The organism is Streptomyces sp. YS415, assembly GCF_023544665.1.
Lineage (GTDB): Bacteria > Actinomycetota > Actinomycetes > Streptomycetales > Streptomycetaceae > Streptomyces.
The window spans coordinates 202,217-227,490 of record NZ_JAMJFL010000012.1; the positions used below are offsets into that span (position 1 = coordinate 202,217).

The 25,274-nt window shown below is 66.6% G+C and carries 18 protein-coding genes and 2 pseudogenes; 3 read left to right on the top strand and 17 right to left on the bottom strand.

What is annotated here, in order from left to right; genetic code table 11:
- Positions 1–4 precede the first annotated feature (4 nt).
- Positions 5–745, bottom strand: a pseudogene (locus M8H82_RS17975) (ComEC/Rec2 family competence protein); the annotation flags it as partial.
- A gap of 251 nt (positions 746–996) precedes the next feature.
- Here M8H82_RS17975 and M8H82_RS17980 point away from each other — a divergent pair.
- Positions 997–3,516 (top strand): DEAD/DEAH box helicase family protein, encoded by a 2,520-nt coding sequence (locus M8H82_RS17980; RefSeq protein WP_250075178.1) that lies wholly within the window; start codon positions 997–999, stop codon positions 3,514–3,516.
- Positions 3,517–3,704: 188 nt separating this feature from the next.
- Here the strand turns inward: M8H82_RS17980 and M8H82_RS17985 are convergent, their stop codons facing one another.
- The 3 genes from M8H82_RS17985 to M8H82_RS17995 are packed head-to-tail and all read right to left on the bottom strand — an operon-like array spanning position 3,705 to position 6,510.
- Positions 3,705–4,241: a hypothetical protein gene (locus M8H82_RS17985; protein WP_250075180.1), complete on the bottom strand. Its 537-nt coding sequence runs from the start codon at positions 4,239–4,241 to the stop codon at positions 3,705–3,707.
- A 57-nt stretch (positions 4,242–4,298) separates the two neighbouring features.
- The gene (locus M8H82_RS17990; RefSeq protein WP_250075185.1) at positions 4,299–5,504 is read right to left on the bottom strand and encodes a hypothetical protein; all 1,206 of its coding nucleotides are present in this window, start codon (positions 5,502–5,504) and stop codon (positions 4,299–4,301) included.
- A gap of 4 nt (positions 5,505–5,508) precedes the next feature.
- Positions 5,509–6,510, bottom strand: a complete 1,002-nt coding sequence (locus M8H82_RS17995; RefSeq protein ID WP_250075186.1) for a Shedu anti-phage system protein SduA domain-containing protein — start codon at positions 6,508–6,510, stop codon at positions 5,509–5,511.
- Between the two features lie 287 nt (positions 6,511–6,797).
- Between M8H82_RS17995 and M8H82_RS18000 the strand changes: the two genes are divergently transcribed.
- The gene (locus M8H82_RS18000) at positions 6,798–7,925 is read left to right on the top strand and encodes a hypothetical protein (protein ID WP_250075188.1); all 1,128 of its coding nucleotides are present in this window, start codon (positions 6,798–6,800) and stop codon (positions 7,923–7,925) included.
- Between the two features lie 153 nt (positions 7,926–8,078).
- Here M8H82_RS18000 and M8H82_RS36625 read toward each other — a convergent pair whose 3' ends face one another.
- The gene (locus tag M8H82_RS36625) at positions 8,079–8,510 is read right to left on the bottom strand and encodes a helix-turn-helix transcriptional regulator (RefSeq protein WP_308293261.1); all 432 of its coding nucleotides are present in this window, start codon (positions 8,508–8,510) and stop codon (positions 8,079–8,081) included.
- Between M8H82_RS36625 and M8H82_RS36785 the strand changes: the two genes are divergently transcribed.
- Positions 8,452–8,766, top strand: a complete 315-nt coding sequence (locus M8H82_RS36785; protein WP_374211671.1) for a transposase — start codon at positions 8,452–8,454, stop codon at positions 8,764–8,766. The two genes, M8H82_RS36625 and M8H82_RS36785, sit on opposite strands and share 59 nt — an antisense overlap.
- A 299-nt stretch (positions 8,767–9,065) precedes the next feature.
- Here M8H82_RS36785 and M8H82_RS18010 read toward each other — a convergent pair whose 3' ends face one another.
- The 12 genes and pseudogenes from M8H82_RS18010 to M8H82_RS18065 all read right to left on the bottom strand — a co-directional run bounded on the left by M8H82_RS18010 (position 9,066) and on the right by M8H82_RS18065 (position 25,218).
- Positions 9,066–10,898: a hypothetical protein gene (locus M8H82_RS18010; RefSeq protein WP_250075192.1), complete on the bottom strand. Its 1,833-nt coding sequence runs from the start codon at positions 10,896–10,898 to the stop codon at positions 9,066–9,068.
- Entirely contained in the window at positions 10,891–11,358 is a 468-nt protein-coding gene (locus M8H82_RS18015) for an ABC-three component system middle component 2 (protein WP_250075194.1), read from the bottom strand. Before M8H82_RS18015 ends, M8H82_RS18010 begins: the two co-directional genes overlap by 8 nt.
- On the bottom strand, positions 11,355–12,530 hold the full coding sequence (locus M8H82_RS18020; protein ID WP_250075197.1) for an ABC-three component system protein: 1,176 nt from the start codon (positions 12,528–12,530) through the stop codon (positions 11,355–11,357). Before M8H82_RS18020 ends, M8H82_RS18015 begins: the two co-directional genes overlap by 4 nt.
- Positions 12,531–12,808: 278 nt before the next feature.
- Entirely contained in the window at positions 12,809–13,231 is a 423-nt protein-coding gene (locus M8H82_RS18025; RefSeq protein WP_250075198.1) for a hypothetical protein, read from the bottom strand.
- Complete coding sequence (locus M8H82_RS18030) at positions 13,228–15,111, bottom strand: hypothetical protein (protein ID WP_250075200.1); 1,884 nt, start codon at positions 15,109–15,111, stop codon at positions 13,228–13,230. The genes M8H82_RS18025 and M8H82_RS18030 overlap by 4 nt, the downstream gene beginning before the upstream one ends.
- Before the next feature lie 502 nt (positions 15,112–15,613).
- Positions 15,614–16,033 (bottom strand): hypothetical protein, encoded by a 420-nt coding sequence (locus tag M8H82_RS18035; RefSeq protein ID WP_250075202.1) that lies wholly within the window; start codon positions 16,031–16,033, stop codon positions 15,614–15,616.
- Positions 16,030–18,144: an integrase gene (locus M8H82_RS18040; RefSeq protein ID WP_250075204.1), complete on the bottom strand. Its 2,115-nt coding sequence runs from the start codon at positions 18,142–18,144 to the stop codon at positions 16,030–16,032. Before M8H82_RS18040 ends, M8H82_RS18035 begins: the two co-directional genes overlap by 4 nt.
- Positions 18,141–19,907: a hypothetical protein gene (locus M8H82_RS18045; protein WP_250075205.1), complete on the bottom strand. Its 1,767-nt coding sequence runs from the start codon at positions 19,905–19,907 to the stop codon at positions 18,141–18,143. Before M8H82_RS18045 ends, M8H82_RS18040 begins: the two co-directional genes overlap by 4 nt.
- On the bottom strand, positions 19,904–21,376 hold the full coding sequence (locus M8H82_RS18050) for a site-specific integrase (RefSeq protein WP_250075208.1): 1,473 nt from the start codon (positions 21,374–21,376) through the stop codon (positions 19,904–19,906). The genes M8H82_RS18045 and M8H82_RS18050 overlap by 4 nt, the downstream gene beginning before the upstream one ends.
- A 128-nt stretch (positions 21,377–21,504) precedes the next feature.
- Positions 21,505–23,228 (bottom strand): annotated as a pseudogene (locus tag M8H82_RS18055) (ComEC/Rec2 family competence protein); the annotation flags it as partial.
- Positions 23,225–24,175, bottom strand: coding sequence for a ComEA family DNA-binding protein (locus M8H82_RS18060; protein ID WP_250075209.1), 951 nt, complete (start codon positions 24,173–24,175; stop codon positions 23,225–23,227). The gene M8H82_RS18060 and the pseudogene M8H82_RS18055, both read right to left, overlap by 4 nt.
- Before the next feature lie 197 nt (positions 24,176–24,372).
- Positions 24,373–25,218 (bottom strand): DegV family protein, encoded by an 846-nt coding sequence (locus M8H82_RS18065; RefSeq protein ID WP_250075211.1) that lies wholly within the window; start codon positions 25,216–25,218, stop codon positions 24,373–24,375.
- Positions 25,219–25,274: the final 56 nt, after the last annotated feature.

Consider the following 25,274-nt stretch of genomic DNA (forward strand, 5'->3'; position numbering starts at 1 on the left):
GCCCTCAGTCTCCCGCCACCCGCAACTCCCCGCCCGCACCGGCCACCGCCAGCGCCCCGTCCCGGTCCGTCCGCAGCACCACCGCCCCCTGCGCCCGCAGCGCCGCGACCGTGCCGGGCGCCGGGTGCCCGTACGAATTGCCTCGGCCTGCAGAGATCAGCGCCACCCGCGGAGCCGCCCTGCGCATCAGGTCCGGGTCCTGGTACGCCGAACCGTGATGGGCCACCTTCAGCACATCCACCCCGCCCAGCAGCCCGCCCGCCGGCGAGCGCAACAGGGCCCGCTGGGCCGGCGGTTCGAGGTCCCCCAGCAGCAGGAACCGCACCCCCGCCACCTCCGCGAGCAGGGTGACACTGGCATCGTTCGGCCCTTCCGTGCCCGGCACCAGGGCCGGCGGCGGCCACAGCACCTCCCAGGACAGCGGGCCGGTCCGCCGCCGCTCCCCTGCCACCGCCCGGGTCACCGGAATCCCCCGCGCCGCGGCCAGTCCGCGCACGAACTCCGCCTGCTCCATCGGCTCCTGGCAGCCGGTCGTCCCGATCGCCCCCACGGCCCGGCCGCGCAGCACCCCGGGCAGGCCGGCCACATGGTCGGCGTGGAAGTGGGTGAGCACGACCAGCGGAATCCGGGTGATGCCGAGCGTGCGCAGACAGTGGTCGACGAGTTCCGGGTCCGGTCCGGCGTCCACCACCACTCCGGTGCCCGGCCCGGCCGCGAGCACCACCGCGTCGCCCTGCCCCACGTCTTCTCTGTCAAGTTCAGCGTGTTGAAGCTGGAGGCCGGACGGGACCCTACGGAGATCACTGCTGATCCCGTTCATCGAAGGATGTCAACGGTTGGCGCTGAAGCGCCAACCGAGGACAAGTCGTCCCCCCACCAGACCGGCTAGCGCCGACAGCGTCACTCATCGTCGTACACCGAGGTGACCGACAACGGCATGATGACAATGGGAGACCGGCGGCGACCGCGGCCGGCGGGAGAGGGGACTCGAAGAACATGCCTCTGGATCTGAGCAGATTGGGCAAGGGCGACCGTGCACCTCTCATCCGACCACGCGACATCTTTAACGGACTGCCGAACCGGCCCTTCCCGTACCTTCGTCAGGAGCAGGGTGAGGTACTCGAATCATGGTTCGATATCAGGGATAACCATGACGTCGTGATCAAACAGAACACGGGGGGCGGCAAGACGGTCGTCGGCCTGCTGATCGCGCAGAGCACATTGAACGAGGGCATTGGCAAGGCCGTCTATCTCACGCCCGACAACTACCTGGCGTCCCAGGCCCGAGCCGAGGCCCACCGGCTGGGACTAGCGACGGCCAGCGACCCGGACGACATGGAGTTCCGTGGCGAGCGGGCAATCCTGGTCACCACTTTCCACACCCTCATCAACGGCCTGTCCCGCTTTGGAGTGATCGGCGGATCACACCCTCCCATGGATCTGGGCGCCGTGATCGTCGACGACGCCCATGCCGCGCTGGCGGCTACAGAGGCTCAGTTCACGCTCAACATCGCCCGCGGGCACGACGCCTATCAGCCGCTCCTGGACATGTTCGAGGGCGACTTGCGCCGACAGTCTGCGAAGGCATGGGCAGACATCAGTACAGCGGAGTACACGGCGGCCATCCGCGTTCCGTTCTGGGCCTGGGCGGACCGGGCCCAGGAGGTAATGGAGTTGTTGCACCCGCACCGGGGAAAGAGCGATAAGTTCCGGTTCGCGTGGCCCCTGATCTCGGACGTCCTCCCGCTGTGTTCCGCGACCGCGACCAGTCAAGGCTTCGAGATCCGTCCGCCATGCCCGCCGATCCACATGATCCCGTCGTTCGCGAAGGCCCGCCGCCGCGTCTACCTCACTGCCACTCTCGCAGACGACAGTGTGCTCGTAACCTCGCTCGATGCCGACCCGGAACTCTTGGTCAAACCCGTCACTCCAGGAAGTGCGGCGGACCTCGGCGACCGGCTGATCCTTTCTCCGCTGGCGCTCAACCCGAACCTCGACGCTGGGGCCATCAGATGGCTTGCCCGGCAATTTGCCAACGGCGACCGGAACGGCGACGGTGCCCCCGACTCAGAGCCGATCAACGTCGTCGTCATCGTGCCCAGTGGGCCGGCAGTGGAGCCGTGGAAGCCATTCGCAGACGCCGTACTCAGAGTCAACGACCTTGCAGCCGGAGTGGAATCCCTCAAGTCCACACGCGGTCGGCTCGTGGTCTTGATCAACAAATACGACGGGGTCGACCTGCCCGGCGACGCCTGTCGCCTCCTGATCCTCGACGGTGTCCCCACCCCGATGAGCGGCGCCGACCGCCGCGAAGCGGATGCCCTGACTGGGAGCCCGACCGTCACCGCACGTGAGATCCAGAGGATCGAGCAGGGCATGGGGCGAGGCGTGCGTGATCGGGATGACCACTGCGCAGTTCTCCTTCTCGGAGCCAACCTCGCCCGAGCCACGACGGAGCCTAACCGCCTGTCGATGTTCTCCAATGCGACCCAGGCCCAACTTGGGCTCAGCCAGGAACTGGCTCTCCAGATCAAAGGCGAGGGAATCAACTCGATTCGGGAGGCTCTCTCCGTCTTCCTCAGCCGCGATCCGGCCTGGGTTGAGGAGAGCCGGCGTCGCACGGCCACGGTCCGCTACGCCGAGTACACGAGAATCCGCCCCGAGGCCATCGCGAGTCGGAAGGCATTCGACCTGGCCGTCGTCGGCCAGACCAGCAACGCGGCTGAACGTTTTGTTCAGGTGATCAACCAGACGGATGACGCAGCCTTGCGGGGATGGCTGATGGAGCAGCGGGCTGGATACGTTCACTTCACCGACTCGCACCAGGCTCAGCAGGTGCTCGTGAACGCTACGGGACTCAACCACGCGGTGTTGCGACCGGCTTCCGGCATCGCCCCCGCCAAGGCCAAGGCCGGGGCCGTTCAAGCCCGAGAAGCAGCCGCATTCCTGGCCGCAACATACGACAATCCAACCCAGCTCGTCCTCGGGGTCAAGGCCATGCTGGAGGATGTCACCTGGGACGAGGAGCGCACGAACCAGGCCGAAGTCGCCTGGCAACAGCTAGGACGACACCTCGGGTTCGCCAGCAGCCGCCCCGACAAGGAGAGCGGCGGCGAAGGTCCAGACAACCTCTGGATTCTCAGTCCGACTCGACATGCCGTCACAGAACTCAAAACGGGCTGCACCACGAACACCATCTCGAAACACGATCTCAACCAGCTCGGCGGCAGCGTCCGGTGGGATCGCAGCGAATATCCGGAAGCCACTCCCTTGCCGGTCATGCTCCACCCCAGCAACGTTTGCGACTCGCTGGGCACCCCGGAGCCAGGCATGGTCGTCATCACGCCAGACAAGCTCGACGCCCTCAAAGCCGCCGTAACCAAGTACACGGTTGCCCTGGCCGACGGACTGGGTCTGTGGCGGGACGAAGGCAGCGTTGCCACCCACCTCGTGGCAAACCGCCTGAACGGAGATCAACTTTTCAATACCTACGCCATCCCTGCGCGCAAGCTCTGAGCCGATCTCGACTTGGGGCCACCGACCTCGGCCGGCGGCCCCAAGTGTCGAACTCTGTAGGCCACCCTGTCCAGCAACAGCGCCACGCCCGTCTTACTTGCAATCTCAAAAGAGAAGGATTAATCGAGCTGTTCCCTTATTGGGATATTGATACGGGAAACAGAACCTGCGAATGAGGGTGGTTGGGCTTAGCGCCCTCTATAGATGACTTCATCCGCTGTCGGTTCGTCTTCAATGTAGTCATGAGGGTGGGCATCCAAGAAGACGCCCCGAGGCAGGTCACTCAAGTGCACGAGAAGCTTCGTTCCCACTTCGAGTTCGAACGCTGCGCAGTGAAACCTTTGAGGACTGAGGAGAACCTCCTCCGGATCGACCGCGACCTGGCCGTCAACGTAGATGTGGATGGCCTCCACTTCGCCAGCCATCCACCCCTGAGAGCCGCAGGCCGGGCACTCCACTGGTGCTTCTCGGCCCATGGTGATCATGGGCTTACTGGTGATTGCAGCCAGAACCACGTCACGCTCTTTGGGTGACATGTGACCGACGCGCTGCTCGAACAACGAACGAGCCTTCACCAACAAAGCTTCCGCCGCGACGCGCTCCTGTCGCACCTGTTCGTCGACGAGTTTGTCGTGCAGGACCAGGTATGGGCCCCAGTAGCCGTTCGGATCAACTTCCAGTTCCTCGAGAAGCGGGTCAACCAAGCGCAGACAGGCGGTGAACACTACTTCAGATTGCGCCGAGTCGTGTATCGCGCTGTGCCACTTCGTGAAAGCACGAGGTTAGTGAACAGCGGGGTTGTAGCTTCCCCAACGAATATTCGACCAGCCGTTCAAGCCGTCACGGAAGTGAGAGTAAATGTGCTGGTTGAACGGGACGCGCTCTAGAGGAACTTCGGCATAGCCGCCCCACTCTACGAGGTCGGCCTCGGAAGCGTGGTGGATGCAATAAAGGAAGCGGTCATACAGCGGCGCGTCGTTGAAGAGAAACCAGAAGTACGGGTAGTCCTCGGAGACTGCCCGAATGAGGGACCACAAGTCAGCCGTTCCGGAATCTGTGTAGTACTTAGCAGGAGCTCGGTCAACAACTCCAGCCACTTCCCCTAGCAGGCCAGCCACGCAGAAGCAGACATAGAGTGCCGCGAGGAGTTTCGCGGCGTCTGTGTACGGCTGGCCAATGCCAACCCCAGTCTGACCGTTGTGCCAGTTGCTGCGCTCATGCAGGTCTCTAACTGCGCCATGAGTGGGATGCAGGAACTTACCGAGGAACGTGTAATGAGCCTCAATGCGGTAGAGCACGGCCGGGTCAGCCAGGCCATTGAGCTCTAGGCACTGTAGCAAGGCGTCGTACGACAGGTAATGCTTGTATCGCCAGGCCTCTTCATCTTGCTGACCTCGTATCGCCTGCTTGGTCTCATTCTCCGGCTCGTAGTACTGGAAGTAGTTTTCCTCCTTGAGTCGCATCACCTCGGGGCGAAACTCCTGGAACTGGAAGAAGTGAATAGGAATCATGAAGTCCGGGTCGTCTCGGTCCTTCAGACCTTCGTAGACGTACATGATCCGGTGCTTCGCCCGCCGATACTTCCTGACCTCAAGACAGCTTGACTTTCCTTCGTCCTGAAGCCGCGCAAGTTCTGCTTGCTCCTCACGCAGCCGCGCCTTGAACTGCCCCTCTGTCAAACGCTCACCCGAAAGGTCGGCCAGTTGGAAGTACTTGTTACCGCGACACATCAAGAGAAAGAGAAGGTAGTGCTCAAGGAGAGAGCGGCTAAGCCCCAGGGAGTCGGCAATCTTGTCGTTCTCTATGAGGAGCAAGCAACTCTCGGCCGTCTCCATGCGTAGGTTGACGAACTCAAACATATCGCCATACATACTGGAAGCTGTTTCGCCGCTGACTCGTTTGCTGTCCCATGCACAATATTCAGCAATCATCGCGCGGGTTGCCGCTACCACGCGTTCCATCTCTCGCTTCAACGCATCGCTGCTCACAGCGCTACCCCCTCAACGTGCTCAAAAGCTGCTCGGCCTGAGCAAGCAGCTGGTCGTAAGTCATGACGCTGATGCCGTGCAGACGTGCGTTGAGTCCGTGCAGAGCCTTGACTTGGTCCTCCGACCAGTCATGAGAGCGACCAATGATCAAGATGGCACGGGGATGGTAGGCCACTACTTCAGGGTGATCACGCAGGCCCCTGGCGGCTGCCTCGTGCAGCGCGTCGAGGTAGCGGTGGCACTGCCCAATCGCCATTGAGACGTCACGACTCCAGAACCAGCACTTGTGCGTGTTGTCGTAGGAGATCACTGGCATGTCCGGGCGCTTGAGCTCGAAGATGTCTCGCAGTCCGTTGGCAGTCTGCGCCAGCAAGCCGTCTACGGAGTCGCCCAATGCGATGGTCCGCACCTCATCACGCATGGTGTACGCGTTACCGAAGACCCATCCGTGGCGCTCACACCACTCCTGGTACGTCTGTTCCTTCTTCTCGCCGCTGTCCAGGTTGGTACGCAACTGACCGATGGCCAGCGAGAGTTCCGTCAGACGCACACTGGACTGCACACCCTTGAGGAGCTCCGCTCCATCCTCGGTATCTGCCAGGGAACGCAGCACATCCTCGTCAGCCACAAGCGGCGCGATGGCCTTGCCAACAGCTATCGGGTCCCGACCAGAGAGACCGGTACCGGTGCCATCGAGGCGCAGCACGAGGAAGTCACCATCCTGACGCCCCTCAGCGACAGCCAGACTCTCCTCAAGCACCCGCTTGAGCTCTTTGACTTCCTCGTGGTTCAAAGTGAACTCTACGGGGAAGAGACGGAAAATGCGCCCCTCGCGCTTTTTGTAATAGAGGAGCTTTGCCGCTACCTGATCGCCGTCCGTGCGCTTAATGTACTGCGGCAGTACTTCGAAGCGGCGCTGCGGAGTGCTGGCAATCACGATCGGGTCAGTGAAAGAAACGCGCTGCGACTGTGCCTGCCGGCGCGAAACCTGGCGCTCGTCGGTCATGAGCTATCTCCCGTTGATCTTTGACGGAGATTGTGAGCGTTACAGGATGAAAGAGCAACCCTTGGCCATAGCTGAACCTTGCCCGAGAATGGATTAACAGACAGCTCTGACACGCTTTGCACCTTTTCCGACGGTGCGGCATCTGTTGCGCACGGGGTGCACAGAGGGAGCCAGGATCGGGCCTACAGTCTCGGCAGGCCAGGCCAAGCGACACCGACAGGCGAGCGCCTAACTGTCTCTGCGATAGCGCTCTGTTCACATCCTGACACGTTAAGTAAGATTGGTTCATGCAACCAAGCGACTTTTTCGACCTCGAAGAAAACGCGTTTTGGGATGGAGCAGACCCATGGAATGAGTCAGCGCGGATGAGTGAGGTTTTTCGGTCAGACCTTGTAAAACAGCTCCGGCTAGGCCCTGTCAACGACGTCGATGACCTGGAAGCCGCCTATGCGCTAACCCAACTTGCACACGATGAGTTTGAGAAGTACGGAACTCGAAGCAGTGACGCCAAGCTCGATGACGAACAGAGCGGCACCGTCATTCGTACGCTGCGCGCACTCCTGAAACGTCTTGGCATAGACTTCGCTCCCCCGTTTCGCAACTTCACCGGTTTTAGAGGGTACTGGGGAGAGAACGACATGGGTGGCTCATGGGCTGCCCGGCGGGGCTATGTGAACGCCCTTTTTACGCCCGTCCTCGAAAGACTGGAAGAGATGGAGGACGAACGCGTACAGACAGCATCCATCAAGGGTGTGGATGGTGAGCTCAAGAACTTGATCTTTGCGTCTACCGGGCCAAAGCCGCGCATAGTACTTAGAGACTCGATCAACAACGTCATCGAGGTTACGGAGAACGGTGAGTATTGCCTGTTCTACGACCGTCCCCTTGATCGAGCCGGCCTCTCCTGGGGAGCACTCGTCAGTTGGTGGCGAGACAAGGGCGGGCTTGCGGCCGCGGGCGATGCTGAGGTCGCGCGTGACCTGTACGGGAGGCTGAGCGAGTCTCTAGGTGACAACCCCGTGGAACGGCTGCTGTTCAGAACTTACTGCGAGCGGTACGCCTCTGACGAGGCCAGCTCGCTCCCTGCACTCATCCCGCAGGTGTACTTGCACTATGACCCGCTCACTCATAAGCAACGTGGTGGTCGCTCCAGCGCCCTCTCCCGAGAGCGTATGGACTTCCTGCTCCTCATGCCGAACGGGGTGCGCATCGTCCTGGAGGTGGACGGTAAGCAGCACTACGCCGAGGGTGACAAGGCATCCCCCAAGCTCTACTCAGAAATGGTTGCCGAGGACCGAAGGCTGCGGCTCAAGGGTTACGAGGTGTACCGGTTCGGGGGCTACGAGCTGGGTGGTGAAGGTGCGGCCGACATGCTCCGCGAGTTCTTCAACCAGCTGCTCGCCAGACACCAGTGACGCTGAGGTTTAAGGGGCGGGGTGACAGCGTTATGGAGGCTCCAGTGCCAGTCCGGCCCCGGCGATGAAGCCGTCTGTTCTGCGAGAACCGCCGCCGGCAGCTGGAGGAGAGAACTCCATCAGCCCCGGAGCGGTTCAACCACCGCTCCAGTCTTAGCCGTCGAAGACTGCGAGGAGCGTGGACGGCTCGGTCTGCAGGCCGCGGGCAAGCTTGATCAAGGTGGTCAAGCTTGGGTTGCGACGTCCGTGCTCGATGTAGACCACTCCCCGGAAGCTCATACCACTTCTGCTGGCGAGCTCCTCAAGAGTGAGTCCACGAGCCTCACGCAACCGACGCACATGCATGCCGAAGGTGTGGAGTTGAGGGTCTGGCGGATCAAGGCGAGGCACGAACTTGACTTGACATCTGCGCCCATTTGACTGCCATGAACAGTTGTGCATAATCAGCGCTGGGCGCTGTGCTTCGACCTTGTCGAGTCTAGAAGCGACCGCCGACGAAGCCAGGTTTCTTGGAGAGGACGTCGCTATGCCAGCCCCGAGGAAGTACCCGCCAGAATTGATTGAGCGGGCAGTCCGGATGGTCATTGAGATGAGGCCGACCAACCCCGGACGCTCCGGCCTCGTGCGGCAGGTCGGGGAATTGCTGGGGGTACACCCAGAGGTTCTACGGCACTGGGTCAAAAAGGCCGATGCGGAAGCTGGTCGAAATGCTGAAACTACCGCGGGCGCCACTGCCCGAGTTCGTCAGCTTGAGAAAGAGAACGCTGACCTGCGCCGCCTTAACGGAATCCTTAAGGCGGCTGCCGTCCTGTTCGCGGCGGAACTCGAACCAAGGCAATGAACGGCTGTGCCGTTGGCTCTTAACGCTGCACACGAGCCCCGATACACCGTCGGTTACCTACCTTGCGTGTAAGAAGCCTAATAGCTGAGCCGCTAAAGAGACCTGACAACCTTGGAAAAATATCGTTACCGTTTTCTGGCGACCGTCAACCCATCTCTCAAATGGGCGCACCATTAAAGGCCAGCCAGCCGGCTCGCACGCGACCTATCACTTGCACCCGCAGACGTTTGAGTTCTATTAGGGCAACAGATGCCTCGCTGCTGCAGCGCAGGCCCAGCAGAACATCGAATCGGCGGCATTCACGGGAGGAAGCCAGGGCGTCCGTCGGCGGCGGTGAAATTGTAGGTGGTGGCCTCTGAGAGGACGCCGAGGGGCGGATCGCCGTTCTCGATGATCACAGCCTGGCCGGGGAAGGCGAGCATGTCTTCGTAGAAGCGGTCCACGACGGTGGATGTGATGCGCACGTCGGGCAGGTCGGGGTCCTGTGGGGTGTTCTTCACTGGCTGGCGGTAGGTGACCACCGGGGAGTCCAGGACGACGAAGCCGAGATGGGGGAGGTCTCGTTCGATGCAGAAGCGGGCCAGGGAGGTAGTGAAGGCTGAATGCAGCACGGATCGCACACCCTTGCCTCGACCGGCGCGCGGGCGGCCTCCGGCCCGGATCTCGGCGTTGTACTGGTCGTACCCGGAGTTGTCGACTGCCGGTATTTCCCAGCTGCTCAGGGTGCGTTGGAGGACCGAGTCGAAGTCGTTGACGATTCGGGCGGCGATGTACTGCGCAGGCCGGGCAGCGGGCACCGCTCTCTCCCCGTCGAGGCGAGAGCGCTTGTCCTCAAGTTCCGCGATCCGCGCGTGCAGTTCCAGCTGCCGCTCGACCACAGATCGTGTGTCCAGCAGCTCTTGAAGGCCCTCTCGGAGCGGTGCGAGCTGGCCCTCGGCTTCGGCGATGAGTTCATCCAGCGCCTCCAGGTCGGCCTTGACGGACTGCCAGGTCCGGGTGATCTCTTCCTGTTCGCGGGCGAGGTCGGAGATGGTCGGCAGGAGGTCGGTGAGCAGTGCGGTCGTCTTCGCGGCCTCCGCCTGCACCGCAATGTGGAGTTGAGTGGCCTCCTGCTGACTGTGGCCAGGGTGCTGGTGCTCAGGATCCGCTCCGCAAAAGACGCAGGTTCCGACGCGGAAGTAGCCGAGGATGCTGCCAGCCTCGTTGACCATGACCAAACGCTCCAGATCGGAGCGGTACTGGTCCTCCAGCAGGCTAAACCGTCCAAGCAGATCGCTGACCTCGGCCAGCCGCTCATCTAGCCCAGCAAGACGGCGGGCGTGCATCATGCGCTCGCGTACCGCTTCGCGGTGACCTTCGTCGGCCGCGCGCAGGGCGATGTTTTGCGCGTCGATCGCGGTTTTGACCCGCGCCAGGCGGTCCCTGAGGTCGCGCTCAGACTCGTCCGACTCAAGCTTCGCGTACAAGTCGATCACGAGCTGGTCCAAAAGGTTGATCTGTCCCCTGTTGACACGCCGCTGTCCCGCGTTGGGTCCAGTGTCGACGGAAGGGTCTCCCTCCCCAGTTAGGAGGAACCGCATGACCGATGTCTCCGCGGTGCGGGTGGTGGCGGTGCCGGTGCGTAGGACCGGGGAGGGCATGGCGATCATGCGGTCCTCTGTAACCACGGACAGGTGCACCAGATCGGTCAGGGTCAGGGGGCGGGTGCCACCGGCTTCGTTCTTGCGGATGAGGACCTCGTCCAGACCCATGGCGCGCATCAGGTGAATCGAGAGGCTGTTCTTGCTGCGGGCGTTGTGCACCGAGCTCACGATGGCGTCCGCCGGGCGATGAACCAGGTCACGGAGGTCCTCGCGATGCAGATGCGTGGAGTTGGTGCCGGGGCGCCGGACGAGAGTCAGCGGGCTGCCATCGGGCAGCAGCAGCCCAAGGAGGATCTGGGTGTATCCCTCGGCTTCGTCGACCATGTCCAACTGGGCACCGCCGAGCATGTACTCGACGGACCTGACGATGAAGGTCTTCCCGGTGTCGGAGGCACCATAGATGGTGGTCAGCTCGGGGCCGAAAACGATTTGCGCTGATGGCCTGCCCGAGCCAGCGTAAGTGAGGTGGACCAGCTGGAGACTACCCACGATGGCCCTCGAACGGGCGAGAGGTCACGGGGCCGGGAGGAGTCGTTAGCAGGGACTGGGTAGTGGCGCGTACATCGATGTCCGGGGCCCATTGGTGAACGGCCCACTCGGCGCGCTCGCGGAGCCGCAGAACGTACGGGGCTTCGAGGACGTTTACGAAGGCCGGGCCGCGTTCCGTGGCCCGGTAGACCAGGCCGGTCCCGTCAGCTTCGAGTTCGGCCAGGCCGGCGCGGATGAGAACCAGAAGTGCCTGTTCGAGGACCGTGCGTTTCAGGCCGAGCTCTCCCGAGCGAGCTGGCAGATCCGGGTGCAGGCTGGGCGGTCCGTCGAATTCGGCGCTGTGCAGCACGGCATGGTCTAAGAGCGCGAGCTGGGCCAGGTCCAGAGCATCGGGATGGCTCTCCGAGAGCAACACCAGTGCCCGCACGCCGATCTCCAGCGGGCTGTTCAGCGGTTTCATGTCCCTTCTCCCTCACACCACGTGAGCTCGTTCTCGTTCGCCAGGTGATGACATACCCCGGTACGGTCCAGAGGTCTCACGTGCTGAGCGAAAACCGTCTGCGTCAGCCCGGCACTGATCGCCTGCGAGGTGACGGCATGGAGGCGCCTCCACCCCGTGGGGTGGTCATCCCTCGCCACGTCGACCACTGCGTCGTATATGTCCTTGACAATGGCCTCGAAATGACCTTGAGGGTATGCCTCCTCGCCGAAGCGGCGCAGAGACTCGGCGCTGAAGAACGCTTCACGCTGGTGGCGCAAGTGCGGGCCGGCCGTGGGGTGCTGTGCGATCTGGGTAACGGTGCTGGCCTCACTGGGCCAGCGCTCGGCGTAGACCTGGGCGAGCTGCTGTACGTAGCGGGCCTCACGCGGCTCCGGCTTCTCGGGCGGTGCCATGACGGCCGGGCGGGGCGGCGACTCCGGCGGGAATCGTTTCACCCAGAAGTCGGTAGTTTTGTGCTGTTCGAGCATCTTCTTCATGTTGACGGTCTGAAAGATCTCGAACGGCGTGTCTGCTGCCAACTCCTCAGCCTCGCGCCTCAACCGTGGGCCCAGGTCCGTGATGACCTTGTCCGTGGTTTCGCGCAGCGCCTCCACGAAGTTCTTGCGGGTACTGATCGGGCGTTGCAGGGCCTGCTGCAGGCTGGGGCCGATGGACGGGGCGACGAACGTGTACTGCTCCGGCACGATGAACTGACCGGTGACCACGCCCGCGAACATCTTCCGAATCTCACCTGCGGCGGTGCTCCAGGCCAGCGTTCCCTTGTAGCGCTTGCACTGGTAGTTGTGCCAGGGACCTTCCAGGCCCTGGCGGGTGAGGAATGCGGCCACGTCGATGCCGTGGTCGCCAGCCCCTCCCTGGCGCTCGACCCGCACGTACAGGCTGTCCAGCGCGGGCACCCACTCCTCGACGAACTTTTCGAACTCGTCGGGAGGGTAGGTGAAAACGATCTGCTCGGGCGACGGCATGGCCGGAAACTGCATGGCCGTTGGATAGTTGAGGAGGAGCGACGCGCCACTTGCCCGGCGTTCCGCCTCTGGCGGGCCCTGAATCGGATCCAACATCTCCCCCTGAATGCCGCCGCCGCATCCCGCCGACGCACCCACTAGAGGTATCACTGGCAGGTCGTTCACGAAAAGACCACAACCGAGCAAATAGGAGCCAGGGGCCGGTGTGCCCGGCGGGCAAACGCACGTGTCGGGTGTGAGCAGGTGATTCCTCGGCGGGCCGCTCTCGCGCCGGACGGTAAGCCGTCGGGCAGTGATGTCGACGTCGGTGCGCAGGATGGTGGTTGCGACAAGTACGTGGCCGGCGAGCAGGATGACGATGAACCGTTCGAAGGAGTTGCTGGCGCCTGAGCCTGAAGGCCCCCATACGACAGCGGGGGCCTTCCCTGTCTCCTCTGGTCCTATTACCGAGCGGTCCTGCGGGCGGCAGGCCGTCGGGGTCTGCCGAGAGTGGGGAGCCGCTTGGTGTCGAGCGGCCGCAGGACCGCTCCGATCCGACCTTCGATCCTGCGCACGAGGTCCTCCTCGGTGTCTGCTACCAGTGGGACCACCATCAGGCGCGTCCACTGTGCGGCGCGTCCAGACAGTACGTGTTCCTGGACGCGGTCACCGACCGATCCGTCGCGGATCGCGCTTCCGGTGTAGCGGATGACGTTCTCGAAGTCGGCGGCGATGTAGACGCCTGTCGAGAATTCGTTCCAAGCCCCATCCTCTGTGATCTGCAGGATCGTCGAGGCGACGGGGAAGCGTCGCAGCAGCGCGGATCCAGCAAGATCGCACGCGGTGTTGTAGTTCTCTGGGGTGAGCGTGCACGTCAAGCGGTTCATCGGGCGTTACCGCTCTGGTCCAGGTCGGCCCGCATCCGGTCGGCTCGGCGGCGTGCGCCTCGCCATTCCGAGACGAGGTCAGTGATCTCGACAAGCGTGTTCCGCACGTTGGAGTTGTCGTACCCCAACGTGTCCACCAGCGCCACGCCGTCCGTACCGGTCACGTCGCCGACCTCCTGGGCGGCGGCGTGCAGGTCGTCAAGGCGTCCCTGGAACTCCTTGAGCGCCGCCGCGAAACGGTCCTCGGGGCTGTCGTGCGTGATGCCTTCCCCGTCGGACAGGTCGATGAGCTCACGGAGCCGCGCGGGGGTGAGGGGTTCGGCGCCCGCGATGGGCTTGTCCTCCGGCATGGTGCCCTTGGCCAGCTCCTGGGGGTCCCGTCCAGCCCGGCCATCGAGAACGATCTGACACAGCTGCCGCAGGCCGACGTCTGTCTTGGCCAGTTGCCGCATGATCTGCTGAGGCTCGGTGTTGCTGCCGCGGCCGCCGAACTCGGAACGGGTCAGCAGTTGAGTGCGGCCCCCGACCAAGTGGTAGCTAGCCAGCGTCGCGAGCTCGGCGGTGGCCGGGCCGGCGGTGTCTCCGGCTTGTACGAGTTCGCGGAGCGCTTCGGGCAGCAGGTCGAGCGGGTCGGTGCAGGTCAGCTCGACGCCGCGCAGGGCCGACCAGCGCCAGGCCCGGTCGAGCGATGAGCGCAGGGCAGTGAGCCGCTTATCCGCAGGAAAGCCCCGCAGGGCGACCTCAGCGGCCAGCTGAGTGCGCTCCTCCAGCTTGGGCTTGGCGCCGGTGAGGTCGACGATTGCCTCGTTTACCGCGCGGGCCTGGCGCTTGTTCGGATGAGGATTGAGTGCGCCGCAGGCCAGGACGGCGACCTGGTCGGCGAGAAGGCCGTGCTCACGGTCCGAGCCATCGAGAATGTCGCGCACCATTTCCGCGGTCATCCCACTGGGGACGGGGAGTAGACCTCGTTCGTAGAGGTTGTCCACCGCGGCGTTTGCCTTGGCGTTGAGCGTCGTAGCGGTGGAGAAGTTCATGGGGGGCGCCATGTGCAAGTGCGCCACGAAACGCCGACGTGCCCGGTCGAACCCTCGCGGGGCCGAGAAGCCGATGATCACCCGGGCATTGGGCATGATCGAGCAGCGGACCTTGCGAGCCTGCTCGTCGGTGACCATGTCGCTTCCAGCCCACTCAACAAGGTCTTTGAGCAGGTTGGTCGCTCGACGGCTGCGGGGACGCAGATTCCACGCAACGTCCTTAAACGTGATGCCGAGACCTTTGTGGCTGGCCACGATACGGCCGAAGCCATCCGTGGACTCAAGCCTCGTAACGGCGCCTACGTCCGTAGTAACCCGGAGGGCGCTCAGCCATCCCGGTGTTTCGATACCGCGGTCGAGGATGGAGCCGACGTGCGGGTTGTTGTCCACCATGTCGGTGATCCGCGGGGCCATCGCGTCGATCAGCTTCTCGGCCGAGTCCATCTCGAAGGTAAGCAACGCCTCACCCTCGACGGCCCCGAACCGAGGCATGCCGATCGTGCCACGAGCGTGCTCGTCCTCGAACCGGATGTTGTCCGGCGACGGCAGGACGCGCCAAGTCACGACATCGAACTCGATGTATGTGAACTCCTCGGAGCCGAAACGCTGCACCTTTGGCGCGCGCAGGGATCGGCGAAGCTGCTGCTGGTCTGCAGCGGCGGCGGTCAGCGTCTCGGCTAGCTCAAGGCTCAACCCGGCCGAGATACACGCCGCGACGCTCTTGTCGATCACTGCCTGCGAGGCAGGTGGCCGCAGATGTGCGCCAATGCGTCGGTGATCAACGATGTCCGACTCGGTGAAGAGGGGGGCCTGCGGCTCGGCGGCAGACGCGGGTACGTGGGACACAGCGGTCGTCCTAGATTCTCGACCTGCTCACCGATTTGGTCAGCAGAGAGCGAGGGCTTGGACCTGACTCGGCACCGTGCCCCCACCTGCCCTCCCGGCCGGGTGGCCGTCCAGGGTTGCGGCGCGCACCGCCCAACTCACCGTTCCTTCAGGACACTCGCCGATCAATGACGGGTGGAGCCTTGGTGCGACCGGGCCACTTCAAGCGCAACGGCCGTACTGGACAGGTGGACTGACGGTAATGCAGCTAGCCGAGAAGATTAGCAGAATGGTGGGTCAGGCCGACCCGGGAACGCATCCTGCGGCAGGTACACCGCCGCGCGGGCTCTGTGCTTCCCTCCGGTTGCGGGCGGTGGTCGCCCCCGGCGGCGTCACGGACGGGCAGGCAGCCGGGGTTGGTGCAGTGCACGAACGTGTGGGTCCGGCTCGGCGATCAGTTGGCGAAGCTGCCGGTTCTCCATCTGCTGCTGATGGAGTGCACGTACAAGGGCCTCGTTGGCAATCACCTTGCAGGTGGTTGAGGCTGAGTGGGCAGAACGTGAACGTTGTTCGGTTGCTGGGTCAGCTGGAGCCGGAGCTGACGGTTCTCCATCACGACCTGATGCAGTGCGCCGACCAGTGCCTCGTTGTCCGTCCTGAGGCGTTCGATCTCCTTCAGTGCCTCGGCCCGGAGTTCCTTGGCCTTGACCAGTTGCCGACGGAGCCTCTTCTCGCTGTCGGGCATCTCACCGCGGGCCCGGACCTTCTCGTAGAACTCGTTCTTGAGGTCCAAGTGCCGTTGGGTGAGGGCATTGCGGGGGACGTCGGCCTCCGTCGCGAGGGCGACGATGGTCAAGGCTCCGTTCGACCGCTGCGGGGTTCCGCCGAGGATGCGGTCCATGGCCGCGCGGATCTGATCGCGTTCGTCGGCTGCGGGGCTCATGCGGGTGCCTCCGTGAGGGTGATCCGTTCGCGGAAGTGCTTGTCTGCGAGGTCGCGCAGGCCCTCGGCGTGGACCCGAAGCCGTTCGGCCAGAGGGCCGGGGACGAGTTCGCCGGTGGCCTGCTTGTCGAGTCGTTCGGCCTTGAGGGTGAGTTCGGCCGCGTGCTGGTCGGTGCGGGCGATGTTCGCGCAGGTCGACACGCAGCGCTCAAGGGTGGGGGTTTCCTGGCTCGCCCGGAGTCGGCAGAGTGCCTTGTCCGGGTTATAGACGCAGGTCAGGAAGGCGTTCGGGTTGTCGTGAACGGCCAGGGTGGGGTTCGTCAGGAGCTTGCGGGCCTGCCGGGCGGTGAAGACGACGCCCTCGAATGCGGGGGCCTGGCTAGCGGCGAGGATGGCCCGCCGTGCGGCCGGTCCGGAGATTCCGCCGCCTGCGGCCCGGTCCGCGGCCAGGGTCGCGAGGGTGTCGGCGGTCGCTCGGGCCGTCTCGATGTCGAGCAGGTCGTGGATGCCCTCGCGGCTGCGGGAGGCATAGCCGGCGCTGACGGCGGTGCGCATATGGCCGTAGTGAATCGCCAGGGCGATCAGTCCTCCCGGACGGCGGGCGATGTGCCAGGCCAGGGTGCGGCGGAAGCGGGCCGTGCCGATCGCGCCGTGCGGGTCCGGCGGGATGGCTTCGTGCGGACGGTCCAGATCGTGGGCCAGTTGCGAGGCCCAGTTCACGAAGTGCTCAACTCGCTCGCGCAGGGTCTCGGCGCGAAGTGCGACCTTGGTCCGCTGGCCGAAGCCGCCGAACTGGTGGAACTGGCTACCGAAGAGGAGTTCCCCGGCGGGGACGATCCGCTCCAGGACACGTATGGCGGAGACGACCGGGGCGATGGCGACCCAGGGGACGTCCCGGAGTTCACCGGTGGAGAGGTGGTTGCCGTCTTCGTCGACGGCTGTCTTGTAGACGTATCCGTGGATCACGTGCCGCTGACCTTCCTCGTCCGGGTCGGGGCAGCATCCCGACCGCAGCCCGAGTACTTCGCCGGGCCGCATCCCGGTCAGGTAGGTCAGGACGATGAAGCAGGCCGTGCCCAGGTGACGCATGAGCAACGGCGCCTCGTCGAATTCGATGCCCTCAGTCCATCTCGCCTCGCCGACCGTGCCGTTGATGGGCGAGGGCAGCGGGCATCCGCCCGGGTGGGCGGCCAGATACTCCCTCCACCGTTTCCGCTTGCTGGTTGCGATGTTGATCTGGGCCAGGGCCGAGTTGGTGAGGCCGGCGATGTAGAGGGACGCGGCCAGCCGCCGCCCGTTGACGTTGATCGTGGGCATGGGGCGGCCGTGATCGGCCAGCTCGGCGAGGTAGGCGTTCAGCCGGGTCAGGCCCTCCTTGGTCCGCGGAGCTGTCTTCGCGGTCGTGGTCAGCCGCCGGTTCTCGGCCCAGGCGGCGAGGACGTCCTCGGCGAAGTCGTCGACCACCCGCAGGGCCCAGATCAGCAGCGGGCCCATCGTCTCCGGGGCGATGGCCTCGGTGATGTTCTCCCCGCCGGCCGACGCGGCCGGGAGGAAGTCGTCGATCCCCTCGCGTTCCCAGGGCGGTTCAGGGATGTCCAGCGAGAACGGGCTGGTCAGGTCGAACATCCACAGCCGGGTGAGACCGACCAGGTCGGCGCTGACCGTGTTGCGGTTGGCCTTCTTCTTGCGGTTCAACGACAGTGCATAGTCGCGGAAGTGCTCGTCAGTGCAGGCCGCCAGGGTCGTGACGCCGTACTTGTTCAGCCAGATCGCGAACCGCCTCCACTGAAGAACGGTGCGATAGATCGTGGCCGCCGACTGTCTCGTCCGCATCGAGGGAGGACGCCCCTCCAGGAAGATGTCGGGCAGCGCGATATTGATCATCAGCCAGGCCAGGTAGCGGAACTCCTCGCGCATCGAAGCGGGGAAGGGCTTCCAGAGGACGCGCGCCCGTTCCGTGCTCGGGTTGGCGTTGATCGGGTCCATCGACCAGGCGTCGTCGCCGTAGCGGAACACCGGCCCGGTGTAGCCGTCGACGAACAGGTCCCCGGGGATGACGGGGGTGCCGGTGGACGGGACGGTCAGAGGAAGCTCGGCGGTCGGCGTACTCACGAGTCGAAATGTCCGTTCAGAAGGTCGTCGATGATCTGCCGGTCCCAGTCGCTGACCCGCTGCTGTGCCTGCTTCCAGACCTCGGCGCCCAACCGCAGCCGCAGGTCTTCCAGCCGGGCGTGGGCGTCGTACCAGTCCGCCATCCAGGTGGCCGGGTCCAGGACGCTGCGGAGGTTCTCCAAGGCGGCGTGCAGATAGGCGAGCCGGGGATGGTGGACGGGAGCGACCCGGGCGTTCGGACAGGCGGTGCAGAGCAGGAACGATGCCCCGCAGCCCGCGCCGGGCGGCGTGAACGGGCTGTGCTCGTAGTCCGAGCACGACGCCGTCGCCGTCTCCTGGTCGCCGTCCTGCTGCGCGTCGGCGAGCCGGGCTTGCAGCACGGTCCGGCGGGCCGCCTCGACGGCATCGCTCACGCCGTCCGCGATGACCTCTCCCGCGGCCTCCTGGACTTGAGGCTCGGGCAGCACGTAGACACGGTCATGGGTGTCCTGGGTGTTCTGGCCGGGCTCGCGGCGGTGCACCACATTCACGGTCTTGCGGCCCCGCCGCAGGACCTTGCTGGGCAGTCCCTGCTGTTGTGCCCAGAGGGAGGCCGCGGCGGTGTCGGCACCGAGTCCGAACGGGCCCACCCGGATGAGCTCGCCGACCGAGTTGGTCGCCGTCGCGCTCCTGTTGCCCTTGCTCCGCCAGACCAGCAGCCGATCGATCTCGGGGGCCCGGTCCGCGACGTAGGCACGGGCGTGGGCCGTGGCCTCCAGAGCGTCCGAGATCAGTCGCCCGGCCGAGTCGGCGCCGTGGTCGGTGAGGTTGCGCGACTCGAAGTGGTGCCCGGCGTGACGCCGGCGCTTCTCCAGCTCCAGCCGGTAGACCTTCGTTCCGCTCTTCTCTCCGGAGTCGGGGACGGCCCGCGGGACCGGCATCTCGGACATGGTGGTGCCGTTGAAGCCGAACTCCGTGACCAGCACGACGCCGAGCGCGCCCGCCTCCAGCCGCGTCAGAAACAGCCGTTTCCAGGTGTCCTCCGGCCTGCCCCCGCCCAGCACTTTCATGTAGCGGGGAACGACGGTCCGGGTCCTGCCGTTCGCGCTGGTCCGGCGGGGCAGGTCCCCGGTCCGTGCCAGCAGGTCCAGGGCCTCGCCGAATTCCCACTCCTTGCTACCTCGGACGAACTCGCCGTTGCGCCAGGCGTTCAGGTACTCGGTGTTCTCACGGATCCGCAGCAGCGCGGACCGGAAGGTCCGCCGGGCCGCGGCCTTGATCTGTCGGAACTCATCCGGGTCGAAAGCCCGCTCCTGCACCTTCGGCTCCGGCAGGCGCCGGGCCATCACCGCCCTGACCTCCTGCGGCAGGCGGCTGTCGGCCCGCAGCAGCAGTTGCGTGACCATGACCTGGTCGTAGCCGGTCTGCGCCTTGGTCTTGCGGCTCAGCCTCCAGGCCGACCACGTCGCGGCCGTCAGATCCGGGACGTCCGCCGGCGGATTCTCCTGACTGGACAAGAACGTGCCCAGGGCCTTCAGGTGCCGCCACGTGCCCTCGCTCGTCTTCAGCGACGTCCAGGCGCCACTGGTGCACTTCGCCGCGAAGAGCACCGCGAGTGAGCGCTGCATCGGCGCCGGCATCGGCAGCCGCCCGAAGTCATAGGCGCGTGTGGAGCCCTGCTTGGTGGTGTGGCGTACCACCACGTCGCTCGGGTCCTCGCCGAGAACAGGGGTACGGCGGAAGGGAGTTGTGGGCAGGGATGCCTTGCGGCCGCGGCGGCTCATGCCGACACTGCCGCGGTGAGCTTGGCGTCGATGTCCTGGATGCCTTCGCTCTCCTCGGCGATCCTCGCCAGCAGCGAGGTGACCCGGTCCTGGGACCATCCCTCACCGTCGCCCTCCGCGGGCTCGGGCTCTGCCAGCAGTGACCGCAGTTGCAGGTCCGAGACGGGCGCGAGGTAGATCTCCCGGGTCGTCTCCAACTGGGCATGTCCCAGGAGGTCCTGGACCATCCGCCAGGGGTCTCCATAGAGAAGCCGGAAGTCCCGCCTCTCCTCCGGTGTCAGCCCCATCCGCAGGTCAACGACGTGGTGCAGGACCACCAGCATGAACAGGGCGAAGGAGTGCCTGGCCATGTGCGGAGTGCAATACGGCGGCTCGGCGACGACACCGTCCAGCACCTCGGCGCATCGCAGCGACGCGGTGCGAAAGACGTTCTCCCACGACGCCGGGCGGAACGGCAGACCGGACTCGTTCAACCACAACCACAGCGGTTCCGGCCCGGCGGGGCCCTCGATGAACAGCGTCAGCCGCTCGGCGACGTCCGCCTCGGACAGCGCAGTCCGCCCCTCGATCCCGTCCTGGTCGCGCCAGTGCAGCACCTTCTTGCGCAGACCCGTGACCTTCGTGACCAGCCGCATCTGCGGCAGACGCTCGTATCGCCCCCTGGCCTGGGCCCGGCGGATCACGTCCGCCCGCGAGGACTCCGCATAGCCCTCGACCTCGCCGACTACCGGCGCTGAGGCGTAGAAGGTGCGGGCCCGCCTCGACTTCGTCACCACCGGCGCCAGACGTCCCGGATAGTAGCGGGCGCCGCCCAGCCGCGTGCGAGGCATCTCGATGGTCAGCAGCGATGCGGCCTCGGTCAGCCGCATCCCCGACGACAGCAGCAGGTCCGCGAAGGCGGCATTGCGGTCCTCCAGCCGCCCCACCCAGCCCGCCGCCGGCACCCCCTGGGCCGTGTGGCCACGCAGACCGACGTCCACCCAGAGGCGAAACGTCCGCGGTGTCAGCCAGTGAACGTCGCTGGTCTTGGCGTCCTTCGCCCGAGCCTGCGGTACCCGGATCACCGTCCCGGACCGGCCTACGAAGTCGCGCATCAGCACCGGATTCCGCACGACGTGCTCGCGCCGCTCAGCCCACTCGTAGAGACGAGTCAGCGCGGCCAACCCCCGGTTCCAGCGGGATCCGCCGACCCGCCCCGGATTCGCGCTGGCCCGGGTCCGCCAGTACTCGAAATCCGCGAGGTCATCGTCCGTGGCCTGGTTCCATACCTTCCCCCGGTCCCACAGAAAGTCGAAGAACAGGCAGTAATCGTCCGTGTAGTTGCGCTTGGTCTCCGGTGCCAACTTCGCAAACCCCGACCGGCACAGGTACCGGCTCAGCAGCTCGTCGATCCGGTAATCCGGCGACAGCATGATCGGGTCTCCCGGATGGATCCCGAGCCGATCCTCACGCTCGGACAGGTCCTTCATCCCCGCGAGTACGGGTATCCGATCCGCCGGTATCAACCGCCGCTCAGGTACCCAATAGACCTGCCACCCCACGTGCCCCACCTACCAGTCGTGCCGCTTCAACACGCTCACCCAACAGGGAATGGTCGGCACATCACCAGCCGCCAGCCCGGCGGCGGCCAGCCGCTGATCACCCGGACCAGCGGTGGCGGCTGCACCACGGCCAGCACCAGCAGCACCGCGGCCGCCCCGCACCACCAGGGGTGCCGCCGGAGCCGCCGTCCGGCCATCAGCAGGGCCACCGTGACCAGGGCCAGCAGGCCCGCCCCGGCCCAGCCGCCCGGCCAGTCGATGCCCGCACCGGGCAGCGCCGCTCCGGTCCGGGCGACGTCGGCGATCCACCCCGCGGGCCAACTCGCGCACCAGGCCAGCGCCTCGGCCACCGGCATCGCCACCGGGCGGTCGCGAGGGCGGCGAACCCGAGCACCGTGGCCGGCGCGACCGCGACCTCCGCCAGCAGATTGCACGGCACCGCCACCAGGCTCACCCGGGCCGACAGCACCACCACGACCGGTGCGCACACCGCCTGCGCGGCCGCCGCTGCCGCCAGTGCCTCGGCCCATCGCGGACCGACCCCGTGCCGCCGCAACGCGGCACTCCAGCGCGGTGCCAGCGTCAGCAGCGCCCCGGTGGCCAGCACCGAGAGCAGGAAGCCGTAACTCCGGGCCAGCCAGGGGTCGTACAGCACCAGCAGCAGTACGGCCGTCGCCAGGGCGGGGACCAGGGAGCGGCGGCGCCCGGTCGCCAGGGCGAGCAGGACCACGGCCCCGCAGGCCGCGGCCCGCAGCACACTCGGGTCCGGTCTGCACACGACCACGAAGGCCAGCGTGAGCGCCCCGCCGCACAGCGCGGTGGCCCGCAGGGACAGCCCGAGCCGGGGCGCGAGCCCCCGCCGCTCCGCGAGCCGGGCCGTGCCCGGGGGTCCGATGAGCAGCACGAGAATGATCGTGAGGTTGCTGCCGGAGACCGCGAGCGTGTGCGCGAGGTCGGTTTCCTTGAAGGCCTCGTCCAGCTCCGGGGTGATCCGTGAGGTGTCCCCGACGACCAGGCCCGGCAGCAGCGCCCGCGCGTCCCCCGGCAGCCCGTCGGTCGCCTCCCGCAGTCCGGCCCGCAGCCTCCCGGCGAACCGCTGCGCCGCCGACGCCGGCTTCACGACCTGCGGCGCCGCCTCGCCCCGCACCCGCAGCACGGCCGCGATCCGGTCCCCGCCGGTCAGCGGCGGCGCCGTCCGCGCGGTCACCCGCAGCCGGGTGGACGGCAGCAACCGGAGCCAGGGCGACCCCGCGGACGCCTCCACGACCATCAGCACCGGTGTCCGCGTCGCCGCCACCCGGCCCTCGGCGGCCACCCGCCGCACCTCGGCCTGGACCAGCACGGCGGCCGGACGCGTCCGGTCCCCGCTGACCCGGGGCCGGGTGAGCCGGGGATCGGAGGTGAGCTCCACCTCCGCGGTCACGGTGGCGTACTCCCGCGCCAGCTCCGGCACCGGGCCGCGCCGCAGATCGGCGCCGTGCAAGCCGGCGGAGGCGGCGGCCGCGGCCACGCAGAGCAGGACCGCGGCGGCCGGCACCCCGGTCCGGGCCGGACGTCGCACCCACAGGAGCAGGAGCCCGAGACCCAGGGCGACGGCCACCACCGCGGCGCCCTGTCCGGCCGGTGCGTTCAGTGTCAGCGCCGCTGTCGCCCAGGCCGCCAGCGCGGGTGGTACGAGTCGAAGATCCGTCGGGCCTTCCTGGCGCGGGTGGGAGGCGCCGAGCCGTTTTCCGGAGGCGGCGTGCACCTCGGGGCGCCGGGTCTCGGGGGCGCCCGTCATGGCCGTACGAGATTGCGCAGGTCGGCGAAGCGGCGCTCGCCGATGCCGTTGACCTCGCGCAGCTCCTCCACCGAGCGGAAACCGCCGTTGCGGGTGCGGTGGTCGATGATGTGCTGGGCCAGGACCGGTCCGACGCCGGGCAGGGTGTCGAGCTGCTCGGGCGTCGCCGTGTTGAGGGAGACCGGGGCGGTGGATGCCGCTCCGGCCGGACCCGGCGCCGGGGCACCGCCCTGCACCGGCGCGGGCGCGCCGACGACGACCTGTTCGCCGTCGACCAGGAAACGCGCCCGGTTCAGCCCCGCCGTACTGGCTCCGGGCCGCACCCCGCCCGCGGCGCGCAGGGCGTCGTCGACCCGGGAGCCCGGCGGCAGCCGGTGGATGCCCGGTTCGCGCACCTTGCCGCTGACGTCCACCACGATCTCGGTCCCGGCGGACGCACTGGCGAGGCCGGCTCCCGGTTCGGCGCTCCGCTCCCCCGCCGCCCAGGAGGCGGCCCGCACCACCTCGGGTGCCCGCACGTCCTGCGTCCGTCCGGTCCAGAAGTGCTGCACCGCGAAGCCCGCGGCGACGACCAGCACCACGGTGAGCGCGAGGAGGCTCCGCCGCTCGAGACCGCACCGCGCCTGCATCCACACCGGCAGCCGCTCCCGGAGTGCGAGCCCGGCACGCCCCCGCCAGTCCCCGGCCGGGTCGGCGCCGGGCGCACCCGGATCGGGGCCACCCTCGTCCTCCTGCCGCGAGGGCCCCTCTCCCGGCTCCCTTCCCTCCAGCGCCCGTTCACCGAAGAGCAGCTCCGCGCGTCGGCGGAGCTCCTCGGCCGGGGCATGGCGGTGCCGGGCCCGGCCGCGCGGGCGGGTGCGGTGGTGACGGGTGCGGACGTCGGAACGGGGACCGCGGCCGGGCCCACTGGCCGCGGCGGCTGTGCGCGTACGTGATCGAAGTGCCATGCCCCGAGAATGGGACACCGCGGAGATCGGCGATGATCTTGCTCAATTCCCGGGGACAGCCTGCCGGTTGTGGATAACTCCGGCACCCGTGCGAGGGAACGACCGCGAGGGAACGACCGCGAGAGAGCTGCCGCGGGAGAACTACCCCGAGAAAACTCCCGTGAGGAAACGCCACGCCCCCCGCAGCCCCCCGCCCCTCACCGAGGCGACACCACAACCCCCAGCAACCCGGGCCCGGTATGCGCCCCGATCACCGCCCCCACCTCGCTCACGTGCAGATCCGCAAGACCCCGCACCCGCGTCCGCAGCCGGTCCGCCAGCGCCGACGCCCGGTCGGGGGCGGCGAGATGGTGCACGGCGATGTCGACCTGCGCGCCGCCGGCCCGGTCCGCGACGATCTCCTCCAGCCGGGCGATGGCCTTCGACGCCGTCCGCACCTTCTCCAGGGGCTCGATACGGCCGCCGTTCAGCTGCAGCAGCGGCTTCACCGCGAGCGCCGAGCCGAGCAGGGCCTGGGCCGCTCCGATCCGGCCACCCCGGCGCAGATAGTCGAGCGTGTCGACGTAGAAGTAGGCGGAGGTGCCCGCCGCCCGCTTCTCCGCGGCCGTGACCGCCTCGTCCACCGTGCCGCCCGCCTCCGCGACCTGCGCCGCGGCGACCGCGCAGAAGCCGAGCGCCATCGCGATCATCCCGGTGTCCACCACCCGGACCGGCACCGGCGCCTCCCGGGCGGCGAGCACCGCGGCGTCGTAGGTGCCCGACAGCTCGGCGGACAGATGCAGCGAGACGATGCCGGACGCGCCGGACTCCGCGACCTTGCGGTAGGTCTCGGCGAACCGCTCCGGGCTGGGGCGCGAGGTGGTGACGGAGCGCCGTTTCTGCAGCGCCTGGGCCAGCGAGCGGGTCGAGATCTCGGTGCCCTCGTCCAGCGCCTGGTCACCGAGGACCACGGTCAGGGGCACTGCTGTGATGCCGTGGCGCTCCATCGTCCGTGGCGGCAAGTAGGCCGTTGAATCGGTGACGATCGCGACATGGCGGGACATGAGCTGGAGGTTACCTGGCGTAGCGCTCGGGCGGCAGCCCGACCCCGTTCACCTGG

What these genes read in the sequence shown, in the direction of transcription:
- M8H82_RS17980 (WP_250075178.1), top strand. Translation starts at nt 997, where the DNA reads ATGCCTCTGGATCTGAGCAGATTGGGCAAGGGCGACCGTGCACCTCTC.
- M8H82_RS17995 (WP_250075186.1), bottom strand. Translation starts at nt 6,510, where the DNA reads ATGACCGACGAGCGCCAGGTTTCGCGCCGGCAGGCACAGTCGCAGCGC.
- M8H82_RS18000 (WP_250075188.1), top strand. Translation starts at nt 6,798, where the DNA reads ATGCAACCAAGCGACTTTTTCGACCTCGAAGAAAACGCGTTTTGGGAT.
- M8H82_RS36785 (WP_374211671.1), top strand. Translation starts at nt 8,452, where the DNA reads ATGCCAGCCCCGAGGAAGTACCCGCCAGAATTGATTGAGCGGGCAGTC.
- M8H82_RS36625 (WP_308293261.1), bottom strand. Translation starts at nt 8,510, where the DNA reads ATGACCATCCGGACTGCCCGCTCAATCAATTCTGGCGGGTACTTCCTC.
- M8H82_RS18015 (WP_250075194.1), bottom strand. Translation starts at nt 11,358, where the DNA reads ATGAAACCGCTGAACAGCCCGCTGGAGATCGGCGTGCGGGCACTGGTG.
- M8H82_RS18025 (WP_250075198.1), bottom strand. Translation starts at nt 13,231, where the DNA reads ATGAACCGCTTGACGTGCACGCTCACCCCAGAGAACTACAACACCGCG.
- M8H82_RS18035 (WP_250075202.1), bottom strand. Translation starts at nt 16,033, where the DNA reads ATGAGCCCCGCAGCCGACGAACGCGATCAGATCCGCGCGGCCATGGAC.
- M8H82_RS18045 (WP_250075205.1), bottom strand. Translation starts at nt 19,907, where the DNA reads ATGAGCCGCCGCGGCCGCAAGGCATCCCTGCCCACAACTCCCTTCCGC.
- M8H82_RS18050 (WP_250075208.1), bottom strand. Translation starts at nt 21,376, where the DNA reads ATGAAGGACCTGTCCGAGCGTGAGGATCGGCTCGGGATCCATCCGGGA.
- M8H82_RS18060 (WP_250075209.1), bottom strand. Translation starts at nt 24,175, where the DNA reads ATGGCACTTCGATCACGTACGCGCACAGCCGCCGCGGCCAGTGGGCCC.
- M8H82_RS18065 (WP_250075211.1), bottom strand. Translation starts at nt 25,218, where the DNA reads ATGTCCCGCCATGTCGCGATCGTCACCGATTCAACGGCCTACTTGCCG.